Annotated in this window: 15 protein-coding genes, 1 tRNA gene and 1 pseudogene; 9 read left to right on the forward strand and 8 right to left on the reverse strand. The window is 35.3% G+C overall.

Annotated elements, in window-relative coordinates; translation table 11 throughout:
• Positions 1-5: 5 nt before the first annotated feature.
• Positions 6-78, reverse strand: a tRNA-Trp gene (locus tag AC3DU7_RS04350).
• A gap of 100 nt (positions 79-178) precedes the next feature.
• Entirely contained in the window at positions 179-562 is a 384-nt protein-coding gene (rplS, locus tag AC3DU7_RS04355) for a 50S ribosomal protein L19 (protein ID WP_293073927.1), read from the reverse strand.
• 590 nt (positions 563-1152) lie between these two features.
• Here rplS and AC3DU7_RS04360 point away from each other — a divergent pair.
• Positions 1153-2916, forward strand: coding sequence for a DMT family transporter (locus AC3DU7_RS04360; RefSeq protein ID WP_488038134.1), 1764 nt, complete (start codon positions 1153-1155; stop codon positions 2914-2916).
• Between the two features lie 408 nt (positions 2917-3324).
• On the opposite strand, the gene AC3DU7_RS04365 is transcribed toward AC3DU7_RS04360, so the two are convergent.
• Positions 3325-4602, reverse strand: a complete 1278-nt coding sequence (locus AC3DU7_RS04365; RefSeq protein WP_488038135.1) for a trehalase family glycosidase — start codon at positions 4600-4602, stop codon at positions 3325-3327.
• 564 nt (positions 4603-5166) lie between these two features.
• On the opposite strand from AC3DU7_RS04365, the gene groL reads away from it, so the two are divergent.
• The gene (groL, locus tag AC3DU7_RS04370; protein WP_488038136.1) at positions 5167-6849 is read left to right on the forward strand and encodes a chaperonin GroEL; all 1683 of its coding nucleotides are present in this window, start codon (positions 5167-5169) and stop codon (positions 6847-6849) included.
• Positions 6850-7079: 230 nt separating this feature from the next.
• Here groL and AC3DU7_RS04375 read toward each other — a convergent pair whose 3' ends face one another.
• Positions 7080-7718, reverse strand: a complete 639-nt coding sequence (locus tag AC3DU7_RS04375; RefSeq protein ID WP_488038137.1) for a restriction endonuclease subunit R — start codon at positions 7716-7718, stop codon at positions 7080-7082.
• A gap of 183 nt (positions 7719-7901) precedes the next feature.
• Here AC3DU7_RS04375 and AC3DU7_RS04380 point away from each other — a divergent pair, with 183 nt between their 5' ends.
• Both AC3DU7_RS04380 and AC3DU7_RS04385 read left to right on the forward strand, forming a co-directional pair.
• Complete coding sequence (locus tag AC3DU7_RS04380) at positions 7902-8177, forward strand: type II toxin-antitoxin system Phd/YefM family antitoxin (RefSeq protein ID WP_488038138.1); 276 nt, start codon at positions 7902-7904, stop codon at positions 8175-8177.
• The gene (locus AC3DU7_RS04385; protein WP_488038139.1) at positions 8161-8466 is read left to right on the forward strand and encodes a type II toxin-antitoxin system RelE/ParE family toxin; all 306 of its coding nucleotides are present in this window, start codon (positions 8161-8163) and stop codon (positions 8464-8466) included. Before AC3DU7_RS04380 ends, AC3DU7_RS04385 begins: the two co-directional genes overlap by 17 nt.
• Positions 8467-8503: 37 nt before the next feature.
• Here AC3DU7_RS04385 and AC3DU7_RS04390 read toward each other — a convergent pair whose 3' ends face one another.
• Both AC3DU7_RS04390 and cofH read right to left on the reverse strand, forming a co-directional pair.
• Positions 8504-9466 (reverse strand): AAA family ATPase, encoded by a 963-nt coding sequence (locus tag AC3DU7_RS04390; protein WP_488038140.1) that lies wholly within the window; start codon positions 9464-9466, stop codon positions 8504-8506.
• 119 nt (positions 9467-9585) lie between these two features.
• Complete coding sequence (gene cofH, locus AC3DU7_RS04395) at positions 9586-10824, reverse strand: 7,8-didemethyl-8-hydroxy-5-deazariboflavin synthase subunit CofH (RefSeq protein WP_488038141.1); 1239 nt, start codon at positions 10822-10824, stop codon at positions 9586-9588.
• A 22-nt stretch (positions 10825-10846) separates the two neighbouring features.
• Between cofH and AC3DU7_RS04400 the strand changes: the two genes are divergently transcribed.
• Entirely contained in the window at positions 10847-12844 is a 1998-nt protein-coding gene (locus AC3DU7_RS04400; RefSeq protein WP_488038142.1) for a glycosyltransferase family 39 protein, read from the forward strand.
• Positions 12845-13656: 812 nt separating this feature from the next.
• Here the strand turns inward: AC3DU7_RS04400 and AC3DU7_RS04405 are convergent.
• Positions 13657-14838, reverse strand: coding sequence for a tetratricopeptide repeat protein (locus tag AC3DU7_RS04405; protein WP_488038143.1), 1182 nt, complete (start codon positions 14836-14838; stop codon positions 13657-13659).
• A gap of 1262 nt (positions 14839-16100) precedes the next feature.
• Here AC3DU7_RS04405 and AC3DU7_RS04410 point away from each other — a divergent pair.
• The 3 genes from AC3DU7_RS04410 (at position 16101) to AC3DU7_RS04420 (ending at position 20073) form a co-directional block, all read left to right on the forward strand.
• Complete coding sequence (locus tag AC3DU7_RS04410; protein WP_488038144.1) at positions 16101-17048, forward strand: glycosyltransferase family 2 protein; 948 nt, start codon at positions 16101-16103, stop codon at positions 17046-17048.
• Between the two features lie 270 nt (positions 17049-17318).
• Positions 17319-18908 carry a hypothetical protein gene (locus AC3DU7_RS04415; RefSeq protein WP_488038147.1) on the forward strand — a complete coding sequence of 530 codons (1590 nt, stop codon included), beginning with the start codon at positions 17319-17321 and terminating at the stop codon, positions 18906-18908.
• Between the two features lie 604 nt (positions 18909-19512).
• On the forward strand, positions 19513-20073 hold the full coding sequence (locus tag AC3DU7_RS04420; protein ID WP_488038145.1) for a hypothetical protein: 561 nt from the start codon (positions 19513-19515) through the stop codon (positions 20071-20073).
• Positions 20074-20480: 407 nt separating this feature from the next.
• Here the strand turns inward: AC3DU7_RS04420 and AC3DU7_RS04425 are convergent, their stop codons facing one another.
• On the reverse strand, positions 20481-21005 hold the full coding sequence (locus AC3DU7_RS04425; protein WP_488038146.1) for a phycobiliprotein lyase: 525 nt from the start codon (positions 21003-21005) through the stop codon (positions 20481-20483).
• Between the two features lie 1089 nt (positions 21006-22094).
• Between AC3DU7_RS04425 and AC3DU7_RS04430 the strand changes: the two are divergent.
• Positions 22095-23029 (forward strand): annotated as a pseudogene (locus AC3DU7_RS04430) (hypothetical protein); the annotation flags it as partial.

Genomic DNA, 23029 nt, shown 5'->3' on the forward strand with positions numbered 1-23029 from the left:
TTAAGCGCGCCCTGGAGGACTCGAACCCCCGACATCAGGTTTTGGAGACCTGCGTTCTACCAACTGAACTAAGAGCGCATAGTTGAGGTCTTGGGTTAAACCTTAATGACCTCTTATTAGTTTAGTATAACATAACTGTTCATCAAGTTTCAAATAATTTGTTAAACCATCTTGGAAACTATAAAGGACGATCGAATCTTTGCTTAACACGGGTGGCCTTACCAATACGTTTTCTCAAGTAGTAGAGTTTTGCTCTACGCACTTTACCTCGACGGATTAATTTTATACTGGCAATCCTAGGAGAATGAAGTAAAAATACCCTTTCTACCCCGACACCTTGGAAAACACGACGAACTGTAATAGTTTCATTGATGCCTCCATTCCGCATGGAAATTACAGTACCTTCATAGGGCTGGACTCTTTCTTTTCCTCCTTCTATAATTTTGACCCCTACTTTGACAGTGTCACCTACATAGATTTGAGGCAATTTCTTTTTCGAGCCTTGTTTGAGGTTTTCTATTTCCTCAGTTTCAATTGAGCGAATGATTTCTTGGGCTGTCATAATATTCTTTAAAACTCACAATCTATAAGTATATATCAATGGTTACGAGCAACGCAAGCACTAACAAAATAATCAAATATTAAGCATTATCGATCAAATATTACTTTTGCTAGTTTGATGATTATGTTTTGGACATCCTAGTTAGTATTTAAGTCAGGACCTACGCATAACAATCTTAGATAATGTAGTAGACTGATACAGCAAAAATAATGTTGCAATAGTCATAGGTTAGGTTGAGGAACGTTAGCGCCAGCTTATCCGTTAGGATAAACCCAACGACTAAAATATCTATATGGACAGTCAGGAACCCCAGGACTAAAGTCCAAGGGCTTGCACAATCTTGTTGCTACGCTCCAAGAAGAAAGGCCAACAACTGACCAGCCTAAGACCTCCATGGTCTACGTTATCGGTAAGCGTTAAAGTTCCTATCTTGGGATGCCCTAGTAGTGCAAGGCATTAGTTATAGATATTGTACAGCTATTTACAAGTGCGACGGCTATCAGTACCAAGTTTGACGACGGATTAAAACTCGCTCCCGTCGTTTCCATCCACCGCTTAAAAGACGGTGGTTTCCAACTTACCGATTTTTTATGATGAATACTCAACCCCCAAATCATGGAGCCGAAACTCCCAAATCACCAGAAGAAGTCCTGAAATTAGTAATTCAAGACTTAGATAGTTTTCGTCAAAATCTGACAAATCAGTTAAGCCAAGATATAGACAAACTGAGAATCGAGAAAGAACAACTTAGTGAAGATGTAAGTAAATTACGAAAGCAATACGAACAGTTGCAATCTAAACAACTCGAATCTCTATCTCAGCGACAAATAGCCCAGCAACAATTATGGCTTAAACAATTAGCCCAGGTTTTGGCTAATAACTTACAAAAACAGTTAGGCCAAAAAATTAGAGATTTAACGGAGAGTGTCGATCCGGGACTACAACAAGCTGGTATTCCTGGGGGAGAGTTACCAATGACTAATCCTTCAAATAACTATTATGGGACTGATAATGAATTTGGAGATTCTGTATCTGGTGTTCTGAGTGACACATTTGAGGCATTAAAGCAAGAGTTGGATAGTTACCAAAGTGACCTTTCTGTACAGTTAAATAGTATGCGTAGTATGGAGCAGCAAGGTGAGGTCATTCTAGAAACTTTGGTCAGTCGTCTTCAGGTACAACTGGAAAATAATAGTACAGTTTCATCTGGAAGTTATGAAACTCCTCGGTCTGAGTCTCAGAATTCAGTAAATACTGCTTCTTCAGGAAAATCAATGTTGACGACATCTCCTGCGGAGTCTCCAGAAGTATCCCCTAAGTCCAAAACTGATTCTACTGGCAAACTTAAAAAATCTGCTTCTCAAGTTCAGGTAGGTTTGATTTTGGCTTTACTTTCCGCAGCATTGTTATCTTTATTTAATGTTTTTATTAAAGTTATTCTCAATACATCTCCACAACCCAGTACAATTTTAGGCTTATTTCCAGTAGAAGGAGCGATCGCTCCTAATGTGGGTAATTCTTTATTAATTTTATTACTACGACTTATTGTAGTTATGTTGTTGATGCCTATAATTGCAACATTTCTTTATCCTGCAGTTTGGAGCGATATTGAGCGACTGATCAAATCAAAAGATTTTTCTTTATGGTGGAAGGTTATTGGTAGTGCTTTCTTTTTGTTCTTATCTCAGGTATTGATATATATTTCTATAGGTAATATATCTACTGCTATTGCTATTACAATTTTCTTTATTTATCCAATTATTACTGTTTTAGTATCTTGGGGATTATTTGGCGATCGCCCTTCTATGGTAAGAGTTTTTGCTATGATTCTTATTGTTATAGGAGGGTTTTTAGTGCTTCCTAGTGGAGAGGGTGATTATCAACAAGGAATTGTGGCTGCTGTGGGTGCTGGGATTACTTTTTCTGGGTATGTTATCCTTACACAAATGTCTGCAGGAAAACTTCATCCGATTCCTTTTAGTTTAGTGAATTTTGCCGGAATTTTTGTATTTTCTGCTTTAGGTTTGATGATGCCTTTACCTACAGAATGGTCAGTTAATATTAATATCGACTCTAGTGTGAATGTGTGGTCTAGTTTAATTGTTGGTGGTATTATTCTGGGAATTTTAACACTTTCTAGTTATGTATTAAATAGTTTTGCTATTAGATTTGCTGGAGCTGCAAGAGCATCTATAATTGGTACTTCTGGTCCGGCTTTAACTGCTTTATTTGCTCTTTTGGTTATTGGAGAAGTATTAGGAGTAAGACAGGTTTTTGGCATAGTTTTGGTAATTATTGGTGTTGCTGCGATGAGCTTTGAAAGAATGTTTGCAGCAAGACAAAAAACAAGTTAATCAAGAAGAAGGAAGATTCATTAATGGATAATGGATAATTGATAATTGATAATGGATAATGGATAATTGATAATTACAAAAAGATTAAAACCGAGAGGATTGAATATAAGAAATATTTTCTTTTTTTCCTTAAAAGGGGAGGCTTTAAACCAGAGTTATTTAATTATTAATTATTAATTATTGGGTAAAGAAGGAAGAAGGAAGAGGGGAAAAATATGAAGATTTAAGAGTAAGAAAAAAACTTAAGTTTCCTGTAAATATTCACCCTTGGGTTTACACAAACTATACAATCGGACTTAATGTTATATCAAAATTCGGCAATCGTGAATTATGTGTTTCAAATTCCCAAAATTATTCTGCCTTCTTGCTTTGGTATAAAATATTCAACATTCAACAACACTAAAAAATCTAAATATTGTCGAACTTTAGATGTTCTGCAAAGACTTTAAAAATAGCATTAGTCCAACCAAAGCCATTAACAGATGGACCATAACAGCCATCTCCAGCAATTTCCCCTATATTTACAACATTATATTTTTCCCAGAGGCTGTGTTCCTTAGTTTCTGTTCCATCTTGATTCGTGATAGAAATACCCTGGTCATAAACAGTGAAGCAATTTTGACACCATTTTTGCCGAATTCGCATTGCGTCATCGTAATATCCATATTTCTCTAATCCCTCAACTACTATCCACTGAAGGGGTGCCCAACCATTAGGAAAAGCCCACTGCCTTCCTGATACCTCTTGCAAAGAAGTAACAAGGCCACCCTGATGTTCAAACACAGGTAGCCACTTTCGGACCATTTTCTCAGCTTGGTCTTTTTCCATTAGTCCTGCCCATAGGGGAAAAAAGCCAGCTAATGATAAATGTGGATTGCGTCTTTTTTTCTGGTAATTATAATCAAAGAAAAACTGGCGATCGCCATCCCATAAATACTGATTGATGAATTCTTTTCGCTTTTTTGCCTTCTCTTCCCACTCGGCTACAGAATCATTTTGTCCAAGAATTTTTTTAGCTTTAGCAATATCAAGTTCTCTAATATAAAGAATAGAATTTAAGTCTACAGGTATGTGGTCTAACCAAAGATCGTCACATCTTGTAGAATGATCCCAACCACTTTCACAACAAGCCAATTCGTGTAAATAATTTACATCAAAATAGCGGGATAATCCTATTGATGGTGTGTTTTTGTCAGGAAAAAAAACTAAGCGGTTATTATCTTTTGTTGTTGCCATCCAGACATTAATGTGTTCTTTTTCTGCTATTTCAGTCATCTCGGCTAAAAATTTTTTTGCCTCATCATCCCGCTTTTGAGATATCATTACGTCGTAAGCAAGCCACATCAATTGTGTCAAGAAAGGTGGTTGACTACGAGAAGTAAAATAATATCTACTACCATTAGGAATAATTTCAAAACGCTCGAACAGAACAGCCAGATTTTTTGTCATATAAATAATGTATTCTTCATACTCTGTTCTGATTAATCCGAGTGCTATAAAATAAGAATCCCAATAGTACATTTCTTGAAACATTCCTTGATGACTAGGAACTAAATATGGATAAGGTAAATCAAGTAAAGTACCACCTTTTTTTTCTTGTTTCTTAGCTTCACGCTGTAAGCTATGCCAATAGTTATTAATGTATTCTAGTACCTTTTCAACCTGCTTTTTCTGTAAATTTTCCATAATACTCACTGTGGTTTAACAAAGTTTTGATTACGACTACATAAGATAGGGGGTGGGTTAATCTAATTGGTTAAGATTATTTAATTTAACGCGGAACCCGCCCCTACTATTGCAACATTTTGGGTGTGTTACGCCACTACTTCATTTAATATTCATTTGAATGAAAAGCGACCACCTAATACCAATTTAATAAATTTTGGCTACAAATAACTATGATATTTTTCAGGAATCAGGAGTCAGATAGGGGAGTCGCCGGATTTGCGACGTACAACAGAAGTAGGAACTATAGAGGTAGTCGAAAAAATTATCCCTTGATTTTTCAGCCATAATTAGCCTATAATAAAAAATTTTTGCAGCTCTTTCCAATGTGTGTTTTAACTTTTGACTTTTAACTTTTGACTTGATTGTGTGTTTTAACTTTTAATTTTTAACTTTTAATTTTTAACTTTTAATTTTTAACTTTTGACTTTTGACTTTTGACTTGATAAATGTACGGTTTCCACGAACTAGCACTCTACCTCGCCGAGTGCTAAATTTTTATTTGGAAGTAATAGGAGAAAGTATATGGCCAAGATTGTAGAATTTAATGATAAATCCAGACGCGCTCTAGAGCGAGGAATAAATTCCCTAGCTGATGCAGTCCGAATCACTATGGGTCCAAAGGGTAGAAATGTATTATTAGAGAAAAAATTTGGCGCACCACACATCGTGAATGATGGGATTACCGTAGCCAAGGATATCGAACTAGAAGACCCTCTCGAAAATACAGGTGCTAGACTTATTCAGGAAGTGGCATCCAAAACAAAAGATATTGCTGGAGATGGCACAACTACCGCTACAGTTTTAGCTCAATCTATGATTAGAGAAGGTCTCAAAAACATAACTGCTGGTGCAAACCCAGTAGCGGTGCGTAAAGGGATTGAAAAAACTATTAATCAGCTAGTCAAAGAAATAGAAGCAGTTGCTAAACCAGTAGAGGGAGGAGCGATCGCTCAAGTAGCTACGGTTTCTGCTGGTGGCGATGCAGAAGTAGGGCAAATGATTGCTGAGGCAATGGATAAAGTTACTAAAGATGGCGTAATTACCGTTGAAGAATCTAAGTCTCTCTCTACAGATTTAGAAGTTGTTGAAGGGATGCAAATCGACCGTGGTTATCTTTCTCCCTACTTTATTACTGACCAGGAACGGTTAGTAGTTGAGTTTGAAAATGCTCGCATTCTGATTACTGATAAGAAAATTTCCTCTATTCAAGATTTGGTACCTGTATTAGAAAAAGTTGCTCGTGCGGGTCAATCTCTTTTAATTATTGCTGAGGATATTGAAGGGGAAGCTTTAGCTACTTTGGTGGTGAATAAAGCACGGGGTGTACTGAATGTTGCTGCTGTGAAAGCTCCTGGTTTTGGCGATCGCCGTAAAGCTATGCTCCAAGATATTGCTATTCTCACAGGTGGTCAACTAATTTCTGAAGAAATAGGTCTGAATCTAGAGATGGCAGATTTAGAGATGATGGGAGTTGGTCGGAAAATCACTATTAACAAAGACAACACCACTATTGTTGCTGCTGGAGATACAGCAGAGGAAGTGAAAAAGCGTATTGCTCAAATTCGCGGACAACTTGCAGAGAGTGACTCTGATTATGACAAAGAAAAATTGCAGGAGCGCATCGCTAAGTTAGCTGGTGGAGTAGCAGTTATTAAAGTTGGTGCAGCAACAGAAACTGAACTTAAAGACCGCAAGTTAAGAATAGAAGATGCTTTGAATGCTACTAAAGCTGCTGTAGAAGAAGGTATTGTGCCTGGTGGCGGTACTACTTTAATTGATTTGGCTACTAAGGTTGATGAGTTGAAAGGTAGTTTAAGTGAGGAAGAGCAGATTGGTGCTGATATTGTTAAACGTGCTTTAGAAGGACCTTTACGTCAGATTGCTGATAATTCTGGTGAAGAAGGTTCAGTAGTTGTAGAGAAAGTTCGCTCTACTGATTTCAGTGTTGGTTTTAATGCCATAACTGGTGAATATGAAGATATGATTGCTGCTGGTATTCTTGACCCTGCAATGGTAGTACGTTCTGCGTTGCAAAATGCAGGTTCCATCGCTGGTATGGTATTAACTACTGAAGCTGTGGTTGTTGAGAAACCTGAGAAGAAAGCTGCGATGCCAGATATGGATGGTGGCATGGGCGGTATGGGCGGCATGGGCGGTATGGGCGGCATGGGCGGCATGGGTATGCCTGGCATGGGTATGATGTAATTTTGTCTGCCTATTTGGTACTAGAAGGCAGAAAACTGTATGGTTTATGGTATCTGCTTCGCCACCCTGTACTAAAGTCTTATATTAATTTGCCTAAAACGGGATCGATGAATTGAGATGATATTCACCTTTCCCGTTTTCTTTTTTATATCTCTTGCAAAAGTCTTTCTTCAAACTTCAAACTTCTGACTTCAATAATGAGCAATTTTCCTTTCTGCGTTGTGCCTTTTTCAATCAATTCCTTCTAACGCAATTTGAGTTAAGTGTTTGAGAATGCGAAGTACATCATAAAGTTCATTACCAGGATTAATAGTAATAAACATTTTTGAAAGAGCATATTGTGGTGGTTCTCCATTAACTAATTTAACAAATATAAAACCGCCACCTGTAGAAATCATCCCATAATTAGGGCGACTTGGATGAGGATTTGCTAACATATAAGCCAGAATTTGACCCCGCCCAGCTTCAGTAGAAAATTCAGCTTTTTTAGACTCAATTACCATTGCCCAGAATTGGTCTTTTAACACCAAAGTATCAATCTTACCTTTAATAATAATATCCTCATCTTCGACTGCTAAATTGATTGCAAGTTCGGCACGAATATACAATGGATAAAGAAAAAATCCACCAATAAATAAAATTGGGTCAACTACTGCCATCCTCACGATATTTTCTAGCACTGGCGGATAATCTGTTAGGTTAATAAATCCAGCTTTTACTTGGTCTAAAAGTTGTTTTTCTAAGTCAGTAAGTTCTGGTAAATTATCTTGCCATTCCCGGAAAAATTCCTCGTCTTGGTTTTTTTGAAGTCCGAAGTTATCGATAAGATAGCGGATGTTTACGTCTTTTGCTGGAAGAGTTTGAGTCATACTTTTTGAGGAAACTTTATTGTCAGTCATTATCTGCTGTTAGTATATAATTATGATATTGTAATTGCGAAAATTACCCAAGGAAGTAATAATTGAGTAAACTAAAATAATTGCTTTCTCGACCTCCCTCACAATGATGGTAATTGGTGAGGTAGCTAGTTAATGTTTAATTTAAAAAATGATATGACCAACCATTCACTCACAGATTTCCAGCATAACCCTAAGTATTTCGTACAGCAAATTAAAGAAACACAAAAACCCATAGTCTTGACAGTTAATGGCAAAGCAGAGATAGTTATTCAAGATGCAATTGCCTATCAAAAATTACTGGAAAGATTAGATTATGCTGAATCAGTTGTGGCAATTCGCCAAGGAATAACAGAATTTGAACAAGGTTATGGAAAACCTGCCCGTGTTGCATTAACAGAGTTAAGAAAAAAACATGATATTTCAGGTTGAAATTTCTCCATCTGCTTTATCTGATGCAGAAAATGTCTTTTTGTGGATTCAACAACAAAATCTTCAAAAAGCCTCGGAATGGTATAACGGTTTGGTAGATGTAATTTTGTCTCTAGAAACTTTCCCAAACAGATGTCCTGTTGCTCCTGAGAGTGCTGATATTGGTAGAGAAATTAGGCAATTGATTTACAAGAAACACCGGATTTTGTTTGTAGTTACAGGGCAGGTTGTACAAGTATTAAGAATCAGACATACTGCACAGGATTCTATTTCAATAGATGAGTTATAATACAAATTTGGTAAACCAGTACGGGGCTATTCCGCCCCTACAATTCGTTGATATTTTCTGATTTTTCGAGTTTATTTTTTAAATATTCTTTCCAAATAGGATTAAGAGTAAATACTGTCAAATTATTCTCTAACTGCCCATCTAATAATAACCGTTTTTTTAGGGATTGAATTACGTTTACAGATTCCTGAATAGATAGTTCTGATTTTCTAATTATTTCTCCTATTGAAATTGGTTTGCTTTGATTGGCAATTTGCTCCACAGCTCTAATTTCTACAGAAGATAAATGCTGCAATTGTTGTTCTAATTCTGCTTGTAATGCTTCTGGTAAAATTAGAGTTTCATATTCCATAAATTCTGCTACTTGACCGCTAAATAATTCTTGAATTGTTGTTGCTACTATATCTAACCATCGGGGATTTCCTTGATAATTATTAATCAATTTTTCCCAGGATTCTCGATCTACTAATTGGCATTTTTGGCATATTTCATTTGCAGCAGCTCCTAAACTTCCTAAAATTAAGGTTCGTACTGGATAATTTTCTGTTTCTAATTTGGTAATTTCTGGGATTTTTTCTCTACTTATTAATAGTAAACAACTCTGATGGGAAACTGTGACAAGTAGTTGAAAAAAATCCCGATAATCTTCATAACCAGATTTGTATTGACCTGCAAGTTTTCCAGGAGCAAATAATTTTTGCACGTCATCAAATATGATGCAGCAACGATATTTTTTCAGGTATTTTTGTAGTTCTGATAATAGGGTTTCTATATTGTCTGAAGTTTCTGTTTCTGGTGCGAAAATTTGCAGAAGGTTAGTGAGAGTTGTGGTGAGGGTGGGAGAAAAGCGGAGGGTGCGATAAATGATGTAATTAAACGTAGGGGTTTGGTCTCCAAACCCATTTATTTCTTGGATTAATTGTAGAGAAAGAGTCGTTTTGCCAATACCACTTATTATGTTGTCTGATTTTAACAAAAATCTAGTTGTTTTTTTAGGCATTGCTGGCCAGAAAATGTATAATATGTTGTAGTTGTAGGTTGGGTTAAGCGATAGCGCAACCCAACAAATCTATGTATAACTGTTACTTTCTTTGTTGGGTTTCATAACTTCAACCCAACCTACAAATACTTAAAACTTCTAACTTCTAACTTTTGACTTTTAAATTTTGACTTTTGAGTTGGTTGATAAAGCGTATCTCTCTGCCGATCGCTTCTCCCCAAACTCCGAATAGCTTCTTGCAAATTTTCAACTTCCATACAAGTACCCCCAACGGCACCTGCCATTGTTGTAATATGTTCCTCCATTAACGTACCGCCAATATCATTACAACCCCACTTCAACGCTTCTTTTGCTCCATCCAAACCAATTTTTACCCAACTTGGTTGATGATTAATTATCCAATTTCCTAAAAATATTCTCGACACTGCTGTTAATAACAAAACATTCAGCAAAATAGGTTGGTCGCGCCCCACTCTCCGACGTAAAGGTGCAGGTGCTTCTTGCCCGACAAATGGTAATAAAATAAATTCTGTTATTCTGGCAGGATAATTTTTCTCAATGGCAGTTTGTTGGAGCGATCGTAATCTCTCTAAATGTAAAATCTGTTGTTGAGGGGTTTCAATATGACCGCACAACATTGTACTTGTGGTTGGCATTCCCAAACGATGTGCTGTGCTGACTATTTCTAACCAAGTCGCTGTATCAATTTTTTCCGGGCAAATAACCCTTCTCACTACATCATCCAAAACTTCCGCCGCAGTACCTGGCATCGACCCGACCCCCTCATCCCGCAAAGCAGCAATTACATATTCATAACTCACGCCATCTTCTCTAGCAATAAACTGTACCTCCTGGGGAGAAAAGGCGTGTAAATGTAATTGAGGAAACTCATCTTTAATACCTTTTACTATTTGCAGATAATAAGATAAAGATTTACCTGCAACTTTAGCTTGAAGATTTAATCCTCCCTGCATACAAATTTCTGTTGCCCCTCGTTGCACTGCATCATTAGCTTTTTCCAGAATTTGACCAATATCTAACCAAAAAGCACCCTCATCTCCCTTATCTCGGCGAAAAGCACAAAAACTACAATGTTGTTCGCAGATATTGGTGAAATTTATATTCCGGTTGATAACGTAAGTAACAGTATCTCCTACTTGTTGTTGTCGGAGTTTGTCTGCTGTTTTCTGGATAGTGGTTATTTCTGTAGGAAGTTGAGTTAAGGCAAGTTTTCCGAAATTTGCTTGAGAGGTTGGGGATAACAATAATAGCGTTTCTGCTGTAGATAGGTCATAACCTTCTAAAGCGCGATTTAAAATTGTCTCTAGGTTTTGGTTTGTCAAGTTGAAAGCGGTCATATTTATTAGGTTAAAAGTAAGAGTGAGAAAGTTTAATCGAGATATTAATCAGAAAATAGTCAACTTTTGGCGCAGGAGTTTACACAGTCAATGGTTACCTTTGCTAGTTTGGATAGCGATCGCTACTTGTTTACGTCTGACTAATTTAGATGGTAAACCACCTTGGGCGGATGAATTTTCTACTTTGGTTTTTAGTTTGGGTAATAGTTTCCAGGATGTACCGCTAGATCGAGCGATCGCTCCAGAAATTTTACTCCAACCCCTACAGTTTAATGTCAATACTGATATTAATAATGTAGTTGATAACCTATTAACTCATAGTAACCACCCTCCTGTCTATTTTATCTTGACTCATTGGTGGATGCAGTTTTTTTCTACAGAAGGGGAGTTCGTTTCTCTATGGGGTGCGCGGTCTTTGAGTGTGATATTTGGCGTTGTTTCTATTCCTGCTATTTATGGTTTGGCTAGGTTAGCTTTTCATTCTCGGTTAGTGGGGCAATTTGCTGCTGCAATAATGGCTGTTTCTCCTTATGGTATTTATCTTGCTCAAGAGGCTCGTCATTATACTTTAGTTATTTTATTTGTTATTGCTTCTTTTAGTTGTTTAACTATTAGTATTCGCCATTTTCAGCAAGGTCAATCTTTGTCAATTTTTACAGCATTTATTTGGGTAGTAGTTAATAGTTTAGGTATTGCCACCCACTATTTTTTTACTTTGACTCTCTGTGCTGAAGCAATGGTTTTAATCTCTCTATTTTTGTGGAAAGTTTTTGTTGAAGGAGGAAGAAGGAAAAAGTTGATGGGGACTCAAACTTCTACCAATTTTAAATACCCTGTAGATGACGGGCTATTAAACTCAAAAGAAAAAGTTGAAGAAGGAAGAATAAAGAAGGAAGAAGAAAAAAAATCCTTTGATCCAATCCTCTTATTTATAAGAAGAGGTAATTCTAAATTCTTAATTCTTAATTCTAAATTCTTGAATTTCTATACTCTCATCAAATCACTTGCTAGTTTCTACATACTAATTTTGGGAACTTTAGCTGGTGGTTTAGTTTGGCTACCTTTTTGGAAAAATGGTTATAGCAGTGAATTAACAAAATGGATTGCGATTAGCGATAGTAACTTAAAAAATTTGCTCAGTCCGATTTTTCAATTCCTGGCTACATGGATTACTATGTTATTTTTATTGCCGATAGAATCTCCGATTTTTCCCATAGCAATTATTTCTGTTGTGGTGATGATTTTATTTTTTATCTGGCTATTTCCTCTATTTATTCGTAGCACTATTAATTGTTTAAAAAAATCCGATATTAGTCTTTCTCTCATTACTTTTGCCGGAGTCATATTAGCTAGTACATTATTATTTTTTGGTTTTACTTATATTTTCGGTATTGACCTAACTAGAGGTGCCCGTTACAGTTTTGTTTATTTTCCAGCAGTAATTATTTTAGTAGCAGCAATTCTCGCGCAAATTTTTAATCGGCAGTTTGTTAAAAGTAAATTCTTTAATCTCTCTATTTGCACAACTACTGGCAAAAAAGCAGTAATGTTAATTTTGTTAATGGCTTTATTAAGTGGATTAACTGTTGTTTCAAATTTAGGTTATCAAAAATATTATCGACCAGATTTATTCGTTTCTCTCATAGAAAAAAAATCTGACAAACCAATAGTTATTGCTACGGCTCATTATACTCATGTTGAAACTGGAGAATTGATGGGAATAGCCTGGAATATGAGAAAAAAAAATCAGCAAAAATGTAGAAAAGAAAGTATTTGTCAGGAAAAACATTTAGAGGGTGTCAAATTTATTTTAGTAGAGCAAAAAACTGATATAGAAAATACTGTGGATTCACTTTATAAAATTATCAATAGACTAAAATATCCTTTTGATTTATGGTTAGTAAATTTTGCGAGTGATTTTAATACTACAGTAGAAAACTGCCAGATTGATAAAGGTGAATTTCCATTAATAGACGGTTATAAATATCAGCTTTATCATTGCTATTATTCGGGTGTATAAATATAGATTATTACTCTATTAATCCACCACTAATTAATTCCATCTCCTAATTCCTGCTTTATTTACTTTATTCAATTCCTTCTAGCGTAATTTGAGTTACAGCACTTTTGAAGATGGTGAAGTACAGTAACAGCAATGAGTGAAGCAATTTCTAATATCAGTTAGAGTCACTTGCTCAATTGCTTCCATTAATGCTATTTCTAAATCATCTCTAGTACGAGCTGCTACTCCTCCGCAAAAATTCTTTAATTAGGGCTTGCTGATTAAATATCAAAGTATTTAATGGCAAAGGTTTCAGACTTTGCAGGTACTAAGGGAGTATCAGCTTTTAGGTAGTTCCAGTTCAAAAATCTAGGGTTTTTGGCAAAATATGGTGAGAAAATCAAGGGAAGATTCTTCTGGCTATTTCTTCTCGGAATCTCATTCCTCCTGGATTCTGAATTCTTGATTCTGGCTACTCCTGTTAAAAAAGACTTCCATAAGCAAACTCTAATTAATGCACTATTTTAGGTGTGTCAGTCCACTACTGTCTACTTCTTTTCAAGGAGAGGTAATTATTAATTATTAGACGTTGCTGAATTGTGCAATTGTTTGCTTCTAGTCAAGCCCCCGCGCATCCCCCATTCAACAAAAAGCGCAGCATCTTCTGGCTTCCCATCCTTCAAAAGCGAAGCATCCTCTGGCTTCCCCTTTTCTAAGGGGGACAGGAGGGGCATAAAAAGAGGGACTTTTAGAATTTTATTCCCCCCAATTTTGGGGGCTAGAGGGGCAAAATCATACCCAGAATCAGCAACGCCATTATTAATTGTCGATCAACCTACCTTTCTCAAATTCTGTTCATTATAAACGATACCTAAATTATTGAAAATCATTTCCCAGTAGAGAGGATAACTTTCTTTAGTATATACTTCTTGCGCTCTAACAAAACAAGCGATCGCCTCTTCAAGATTATCTTGTCTATCTCCTGTTATCCGATCAAGATAAACATTTCCCAGATTATTTTGAGTAGTTGCCCAGTCTGTAGGAAAATGTTGGCGAGTACGTACTTTGAGAGCTAAATTATAGCAAGCGATCGCCTGTTCAATATTTTCCTGTTGCTCTCCTGCGATCCGATCGTGGTAAGCACTACCCAGATTATTTTGGATACTGGCCCATTCTTGAGGTAGCTTTTCTAGAGTTTTGACTTTTAAAGCTTTCTGATAACAATCGATCGCATTCTCTAAGTTTTCTATTCTTTTCCCTATACCACGTTGTTGATAGGCATTACCCAGATTATTCTGAGTGCTTGCCCATGACTCAGGTAATGCAGAGTAAGTCCTAAATTGAAGTGCTTGATAGTAGCAAGCGATCGCCCATTCAATATTTTCTTTTGGGTTTCCGACAGTGCGTTTGTGGTAGCTAGTACCCAAATTATTTTGGATAGCTGCCCAAGTTATCGGAAATTGTTGACGGGATAAAACTTGTAGAGCATTTTCATAACCTGCAATTGCTATTTCTACGTTATTACTTTGATTACCAAAAGGAAACTGTAAAATTAGGTTACTCAAATTAACAATATCTAGAGCAATATTTTCTGCTAATTGAGGCTCCATTTTTTGGAAATTTTCTCCAGGCCAAGTTCGTAGCACTGTTATGAAATTTTGATTCAGTTTATCTTGATTATATTCTAGTAAAGAATATACCGCTTCAGGTTTTCCTTCATTGTCTGAGATTACTTGTAAAATTTGCATGAGGAAATTTCGATATATTTCCCGGTATACAGGTTGGGAAGCATATTCCAAGTTAGTCTCTAACATTGTCGCCAAATTTTGCAACCATTGAGCATTCAGATCGCCCATGTTTTCCTTTGTTTTTGCTATTTGTTTCATTACTTGAACTAATTTATGGTCTATCAAGTTTTGATTAGCTTGCAAAATTTGATTTTCATTACCACTAGGGCAAACCAATAAAGATTGAACGAGACCAACATAACTAGAGATACTTTGTTGATTCATGATTTTTTCCTCAGAGCTTTTTTATAGACACAATTATCTTGGTCTAGTAGACATATTTTTTCTCTATTTGAAATAAATGCTTACCCTAATGAAAAACTTTTATAGCAGCGGGAGAAAAGGGTGTGGAAATATCAAAAGTTTAAAACTCAGATAACCCCGGATTTTCTCTTCTTATCTTAGTTCTTCCTTCTGCTATAACTAATTGAAATATCAATCGTTATTGTAGCATTCTGATTTGATTTGTAAACATATCTTTGAAGGAAACGCGCAACAAACAATCAAGAATATAAGGATTTGCTGTAGAGTAAAAAGCTAAATTTTTATTTACTCATTTTCCGATAAATTTAAGAACTCAGGATTTTTTATGTATCATTTTTTGATTAAACTGTGTTTAATAGAATATTAAATGTTAGACATCTCTTCCAAAAGAAGGAACAGGTAGGAACAATAACCAAATTTTTAGGAAAATTTTATATCTCAATATTTAACCTTACTTAACTTTACCGAAAAGCGACATTATAAGGCTCCTATGTTTTAACCGGGAGATGAAAACAAGGGAGTTGTTGAGATTAGACAACTTAGATTAGCTGCTATTACTGAAAAACGTAACTGCCAAATCAGTGATGGTGTCAATAAAGCAGCCAGAATAGTCATTAATCATTGCGCACGAAAGTCAGATAGATACAATTATGTATACTTCCTTTGATAACCAATTGTTTCCGTAAAACTTGAAATTTGGAGCCGAAAAATTTTAATAATTTTGATAAGGTTGATTAGTTTTTGGTTTATAGCAAAGAAAGAGTTGGTGAGGACATATCAAAACCTTAAAAATTAGACAACGCCAGATTTTTCCTTCTGCTATAGTTTATGAGTTTTGTGGAGGAAGTGGCCTAATCTATAATAAATTTGGCCAATATTATTAAAGTTATTACCACTAATACAGTATTTCATACTTTAGAGACGAAGTGATGATAATCTATTCCAAAATCACTATATTTAATGGCCAGTTGCCCTTAAAAACCTTTTTTACCGAAAAATTAAGGTATAAAGGCTCTCCATTCATGGAGAAAAAAGCGGTCGTTATCCTTTTAGCCAATCCTCTTCTTTATAAGAAAAGGTAATTATTAATTATTAATTATTAATTGTTAATTATTAATTATTCAAAGCAGCTTTGCTCGAAGCAGGCAACAGAAAGGAGACCTCCTGAATATCCTCTGCTTTTTTTTAAATTTCTTGAGACACCTAGGAGAAATACCTATCCAATGACAAAATTAATTATTCAAATTCCTTGTTATAACGAAGAAGAGTCTTTAGGGGTAACTCTTGCTGCTTTGCCCAGAAAGTTAGCAGGAGTAGACACGATCGAATGGTTGATCGTCAACGACGGTAGTCAAGATCGAACAGTTGAAGTTGCTAAAGAATATGGGGTAGACCATATTGTGAGTTTCCCCACTAACCAAGGTTTAGCAAAAGCATTTATGGCAGGTCTAGAAGCTAGTCTAAAAGCAGGAGCAGATATTATTGTAAATACTGATGCTGATAATCAATATTGTGCCGATGATATACCCTACTTAATTCAACCTATTATTTGGGGTCAGGCAGAAATTGTAGTTGGGGAGAGACCAATTTGGCAAACTAAACACTTTTCTCGTAGTAAAAAATTACTGCAAAAATTAGGCAGTTGGGTAGTAAGAATAGCTAGCAATACAAATATTCCTGATGCACCTAGTGGGTTTCGTGCTTTTAGTAGAGAAGCTGCCATGCAACTTAATGTTTTTAATGCCTATACTTACACCCTAGAAACAATTATTCAAGCAGGGCAAAAAGGTATGGCAATAACATCAGTTCCCATCAGAACAAATAATGTATTACGACCTTCCCGACTGGTAAGAAGTACCCCTGCTTATGTATTGCGATCGCTCTTTACTATCCTCAGAATTTTTTTGCTTTACAAACCCCTACGTTTTTTCCTAATGTTAGGAAGTGTACCATTTAGTTTTGGAGTAATTTCTGCTATCCGTTGGTTATTTTTCTTTTTTAGTGGATATGAAAAAACTAGGGTTCCAACTTTGATTTTAGCAACAATTTTAATCTTAGTTGGCTTTCAATTATGGCTATTAGGTTTAATCGCAGATTTAATGGCAGCAAATCGCAGAATAATGGAAGAAATTCAAGTAAGAATGCGAAAGCAAGATTATCAAAATAAGTAAGAGAAAAAAAACCAAAATATTTGCTCAATATAGATTTTTTTGGGTTAGTTATATATAGTAAAAATGATGATGAATATATGAAAGATTATTTTAAATTCCGATAAATTTAATTTTTATTCAAACCAATAATATCTAGCAAAATTATAAAGTAGTAAAAATATAGCTATGCAAGATTATCAGGCATCCATCACCAATGAAACCGATCTATTAAAGGTAGAGTCTAATTTATCCTCGGATCAAAATACTATAAGTGATACCAAAAAAGAACAGATGAGAGATTTATTTGCTAGAGAAGCACTTGCTCAAATTCCTAAAATTTTGACCTTGCTAGACCGCAATTATCATAGTCCTACCTACGGTTGTTTTGACCGCAATTTTTGGCATTACAAAATTATAGACTTTCCTAGTGGCATGGCTCAAGAGTTCGTCTTACCTTTAGCTTTAGCCTATAGCTTAGATATTCCTGATAATCAATTTTATTTGCAAGAAATGATATATAGATGGGCAGAAGCAGGCATATTATATGCTGCCCACACTGCTCATCCTGATGGTTCTTGTGACGATTATTTCCCTTTTGAAAGAGCTAGTGGAGCAACAGCTTTTTCTTTATTAGCTAGTATTGAAAGTTATCAAATATTGGGATTAAATAACTATGAAGTACTCAGCTTTTTTGAAAAACGAACAGATTGGTTAGTCAATCATTATGAAAGTGGTAATTTAGCTAACCATGAAGCATTAATTGTATTGTCCTTAGAATTGTTGAGTAAACTATTAGAAACCTCAAAATGGGAGGAAACTAAAGCAGCGCGTCTGGAAAGATTATTAAGTTGGCAGAGCCAGGAAGGATGGTTTACAGAATACTCTGGTTTTGACCCTGGTTATCATACTTTAACTATATCTTGTTTAGCCAGAATTTATGAATTAAACCCCAGTGAAAAACTCAAAAATTCTATTACTGCAGCAGTAGAATTAGCTGCTCAATTTATTCATCCTGATGGTTCCTTCGGTGGAGAATATTCTAGTCGCAATACCTATAACTTTTTTCCCCATGGATTTGAATTAATAGGTAAATGGTTGCCTGCTGCTTTGTCTATTAACGACCAATTTTTAGTAGGCATAAAGAATGGTCTAGCTCCTTGTTATGCTGACGATCATATTATTGGTCATCATACCTGGAATTATTTATTAGCATGGCAAGATTTTATTCAAGAAAGACCTGTTGATGTGAATCGCGATATTGCTAGTCTCTGGTTAAAAGAAGCTCAAATTTTGATCAAACGCAGACCAGGAACAGAATTATATGTAAGTATGAACAAAGGTGGTGTTTTTAAGCTATTTCGCGACCAAAAATTAGTTATTTCTGATACTAATATATCACTCCAAGTAAAAAAAGGAAATAAAATCTTAAATGCAGTTAGTCATTTAAGTGGTGATTATGATGTAAAAATATCTCAAGATGAATTGGTTATTTCTGGTAATATGGGTTGGGCCAAACAAACTCAAATGTCACCTCTTAAGTTAATTATTCTCAGGTTTGTCATGTTAACTTTTGGGCGTTTTTTCCCTAACTTTATTAGAAAAACATTACAAAAAATTCTGATTACTGGCAAGCAAGATGCACCTTTCCACTTCACTCGCTGCTTTAAGTATGAAGATGGAATTTGGCATATTACAGACGAACTTTTTGCTAAATCTTGGTGGGATATAATTAGCGCAGCTATTGGTTCCGACCAGACTTCTATTTATGTTGTCATGAGTCGTACTTTTCAAGTTAATCAATTACAGCCTTGGCATGATTTAACAACTGAGATTAAAAAACTTTCTCCCGGTCAATCTTTGAAAATTGAGCGCAAGTTTTAAGATTATGTATCTTTGAATACCCACAAGAAAAATTTTAAAGAACAGAGAATAGGGAACAGGGAAAAGATAAGAAAAAGCTTTTCAAAGGCTAATTAAGCACCCATAAAATGACATATTTAAAATTAAATAGTATTAATGAAAGAAAAAAATGTTTTTAACTTTTAATATCTGTGATATTATACTTTAGTAATTTAACATTTTGAGCGGGAGTCCCAATTAATCTTATGTTTGCTTGAATACCTAATAAGTATAAATTCAAGACAGGTACTTATAAGAATTAGGAGAATTTTATCTATTTCATATAAATCAAAAATCTAACATTGTATTTATCAAAATAATTGGGTCTAAAACCCTGCCTTTCAAGGCAAAATATTTTTGGAGAAGGCTTAAATCCCCGTTATAAAAATAACTTCTGACTTCTGACTTCTGACTTCTGACTTCGTTAACCTGCGCTGATTAGGAAATGATTATGATACTAACGATCTATCTTGCTCATTAGATGAGACAGTAAATTGATAACTTCTTTTGCTCTATTTGTTTCCCATTCTCCACTCTTATTAATTCAGAAAAATGGTATTATCTATTAGTAAAAAATAAAAGGCCAATGACAGAACAGTCATCAATATCTGCTTTAGCAGAGGCACTATTAAACAAGTATGATTTTGACCTCGCTGGTGAGACTTCTGACCAACTTATTACTCGTTGGCACAATAAGTATAAAATAGAGTGGCTTCCCTTAGCAGTGGTTGAGGCACTATATCTTGGACGTTACAAAGCTGTCTGTGTTGAGCAAATATTGACACTATGGGAACGCCGTGGTCAACCTGTTTATCATTTCAATTCTGAATTTCAAAATATTGTTACTAAAAATATTCTCACAAATTTAACATCCCAGATAGATACTCAGTCTTTATCACCAGAGACACCTTCTTGTTTATCTGAGCCCAAACTTCCTAAGTCTTCTACATCTACATCAATCGATCCATCCTCAAACCCCTTCAAAGCAAGCTCAAAAAATACAGCTCAAGACGTGGTAAAGCAAATCCCTGTACAAACAACTCACTCTAGAGTCAGACACACTGATTTTTATACTAAACTAAAAGCATTTGTGAAAAATAATCAAGCATCGCGATCGAATCAGAGCAAATCCGATCAAGTTAAATAGACATAAGACTTATATCATGTCAAGATAATTAATAATCAAAAAACTTTTACCTTGATCTCTTCCTTTCCTTCTGCCCTCTACCTACCTTCTAAGTGTAAGTATTTAACTAGACATGATATTATACCAATTAAAAAAAAGAATGCTACAAAAAGGTAGATATCAATCGGATATGCTTAAAAATAGCTGCTCCAGTTCATTTGAGATAGCTATATCTATCTTTTTTCCCTTTTTTTCAATATTTACCCCTTCTTCCCTCTTCCTTACTTCTACCATTTGTAACAAACATTTATCACCCTTGGTATTACGCATAACCACAAAATATAACAGGGGTTAATGGCTGTTAACCCCTACAAAATATTCTTATGTGCAGACGTTTTTTGGCGATCGAGCAACTAATATGATGCAGTTTAATTTTTCACGCGACGAATTTCTGAACAAAAAGAAGCCAAAGTAAAACCTGATGGTCTTTTAACTACACTGGTGCGTAACCGTAAATTAGGAATCAGATACCAGAAACGTTCTTCTGCGTATAAATCTTCAGATTCAGTAATCAATGTTAAAACATCATCACTTCCCATAATGTATCGACCACTGATACTTGTATTCTCACCATCTCCTTTATCCTGCAATAATTTGCCTTGATGGGGGTCATCAGAATTAGGAAGAATTATCAACATTCTTGTACCTAAATCTTTAACTTGCTCTCGGTTGATAGTACCATTCCAGTTAATCTGCATCCCGACTAATTGAGCTACACTTGGATCGGTCTGATGTTGTTCGCACAACTTGATGACTTTAGGGTTTGTTTTTTCTAGTATCTCAACATTTACTTCTGATTTGCCTGCTTGCAACTCCCCGGAAACTAAATTGTGAATTGTGCGTTGGGAAAACCATTCACCTGCACTCAATTGCAAAAATTCAATAATGTCCATTAACTTACTAATAGTATTAATTCTGAATCAATACTATTGTTGCACTGATTGGCATATATGGCACTTATAGCAGAAGAAATAAGGAAGAAGGATAAATATTGTGTGTCTGATGCCTGTTCCTCTGAAGATGTTTAGATGAGGTATTAAGCTATTAGAGTTAGAAAGTAATATTTTAATTATTCACTTGAACATTGTACAACTCATAAAATTAAATAATTATGTATAATAGAGCTAATTTATGTTTTTTTAATGCTACTAATTGTAAGGATTCAGGTGAGAGCGATCGCGCATCTTCAGAAAAACCATATAACCATAAAAAAAATAATTATTTCGCTAGCTAAATTAGCCACAGTAGACATAGAAATGAAAAATAATGTAGGTAAGCATTCAGCTATTAGCTGTCAGCCATCAGCTCTCATAAGGAAATTTATATAAATATAGACTGTTTCAGCTAACTTTGGTAGTCAGTATAAATTATACCTCAATTAGTAAAGCTTTTATCTCAAACTAAAGACAATAGTTGAAGTGCTGACAGCTGAATGCTTACTAATGTATAAGTGTTCTATGAAATATCCCTCCAAGGATTAAATCAAAGGTTAATTAATTAGCTGAAGATGTCTAATTACAAAAAATTGAATCTAGATAAAATATAGCAGATTATACCATTTATGAATAGTAATGCTATATTTGATTACCATTTCACTACTTCCTATCTTCTCATGAAAAAGATATATAGGAAACTTTTTAAAATTTGGTATTAGGTAGTATATAAGGTACAAATATTAACGATAAGGTACGGGTATCTTGCCCCTCTACAGATGTACCTCACTGAGATGAAACATCCTGTAATTTTTATTATCGTAAATATATCTATTTTTTTAGGAGGTAAAAAAATAAAAAATCAAACTATAGCTCGATCCCAGCAACAATAGATGAATCAAAAAATAGAATTTAATTGGACTAAAAAGCCATAATTGTGACGATAACTATTTTCAAAAATATCAAATTGTGGTAAGTATAGAGGTTAAGTTATGCTATTAAAATTATTACATATCACTAAATATGGTATAAGTCAAGGGTACTAACATTATGCTCATAGAGATATTAACCCTTTTCGCGGGTGCAGGACTTGAACAAGTAACCAGTGTCACATGGCATTGGGTCAGTAAATGGGCAGCAAAAAAAGCTGATGAAAAGAATCAAGTAATACAGACAGCGTTAGTAACTTCATATTGTAAGGCTTTACAGGTAATTCGTAAAGAATCTCAAGGACTACCTCAGTGGAGGCAAGATCGAGCTGAAATTGAAGGCAGACTAACAGAAATGGAGAAAGATGCACTAACGATACTAGATTTAGTGCAAACACACAAGCAAAGAATAACTCATCTACCTCAAGGTAGAGAAGAAGAAGCAATAGTGAAAGTCGTGATGTCTAGACTGCAAAGCAAAGATAAGTGGCTCAAACACGCTCCGAAAGAATTATCTGTGCTAGTGGAAACTAAATTAGTGTCTATTACAGTCCATCAATTTCGCCACGAGCTGAGAACAGAAAGCACAGTATTTCAAGCCTTAGTACACGATATGCTAGCAACAGCAGGTGAAGATATCAGTCGTCTTGTTGATGTCACGAACAAAATAGAGAAAAGAGTAGATCGATTTGTTGGTGACTACCGTCAAGATATAGACAAAATTATTTCTGGTATTGGTGGAGCTAATAGTCACTTAGAACAGTTAATATTACTGCTGCGTAAACAGATGCAACAATGTCAGGCAATACCTGCTGACTTTGCTGCCTTAATAGCAGATAAAACAGAAGGGTTTCTCGGAAGAGGTTTTGTTTTTGATGCCATTGAAGATTTTATCCATAACCAATCTAAAGGATATTTTATCATCGAAGCTGACCCGGGAGTAGGTAAAAGTACAATCATTGCCGAATATGTACGTCGCAATGGTTGTGTTGCCTATTTCAATTTATTATCAGAGGGTAGAACTAGGGCTGAAGATTTTCTTAAAAGTATCTGTAC

Source organism: Okeania sp., assembly GCF_983059655.1.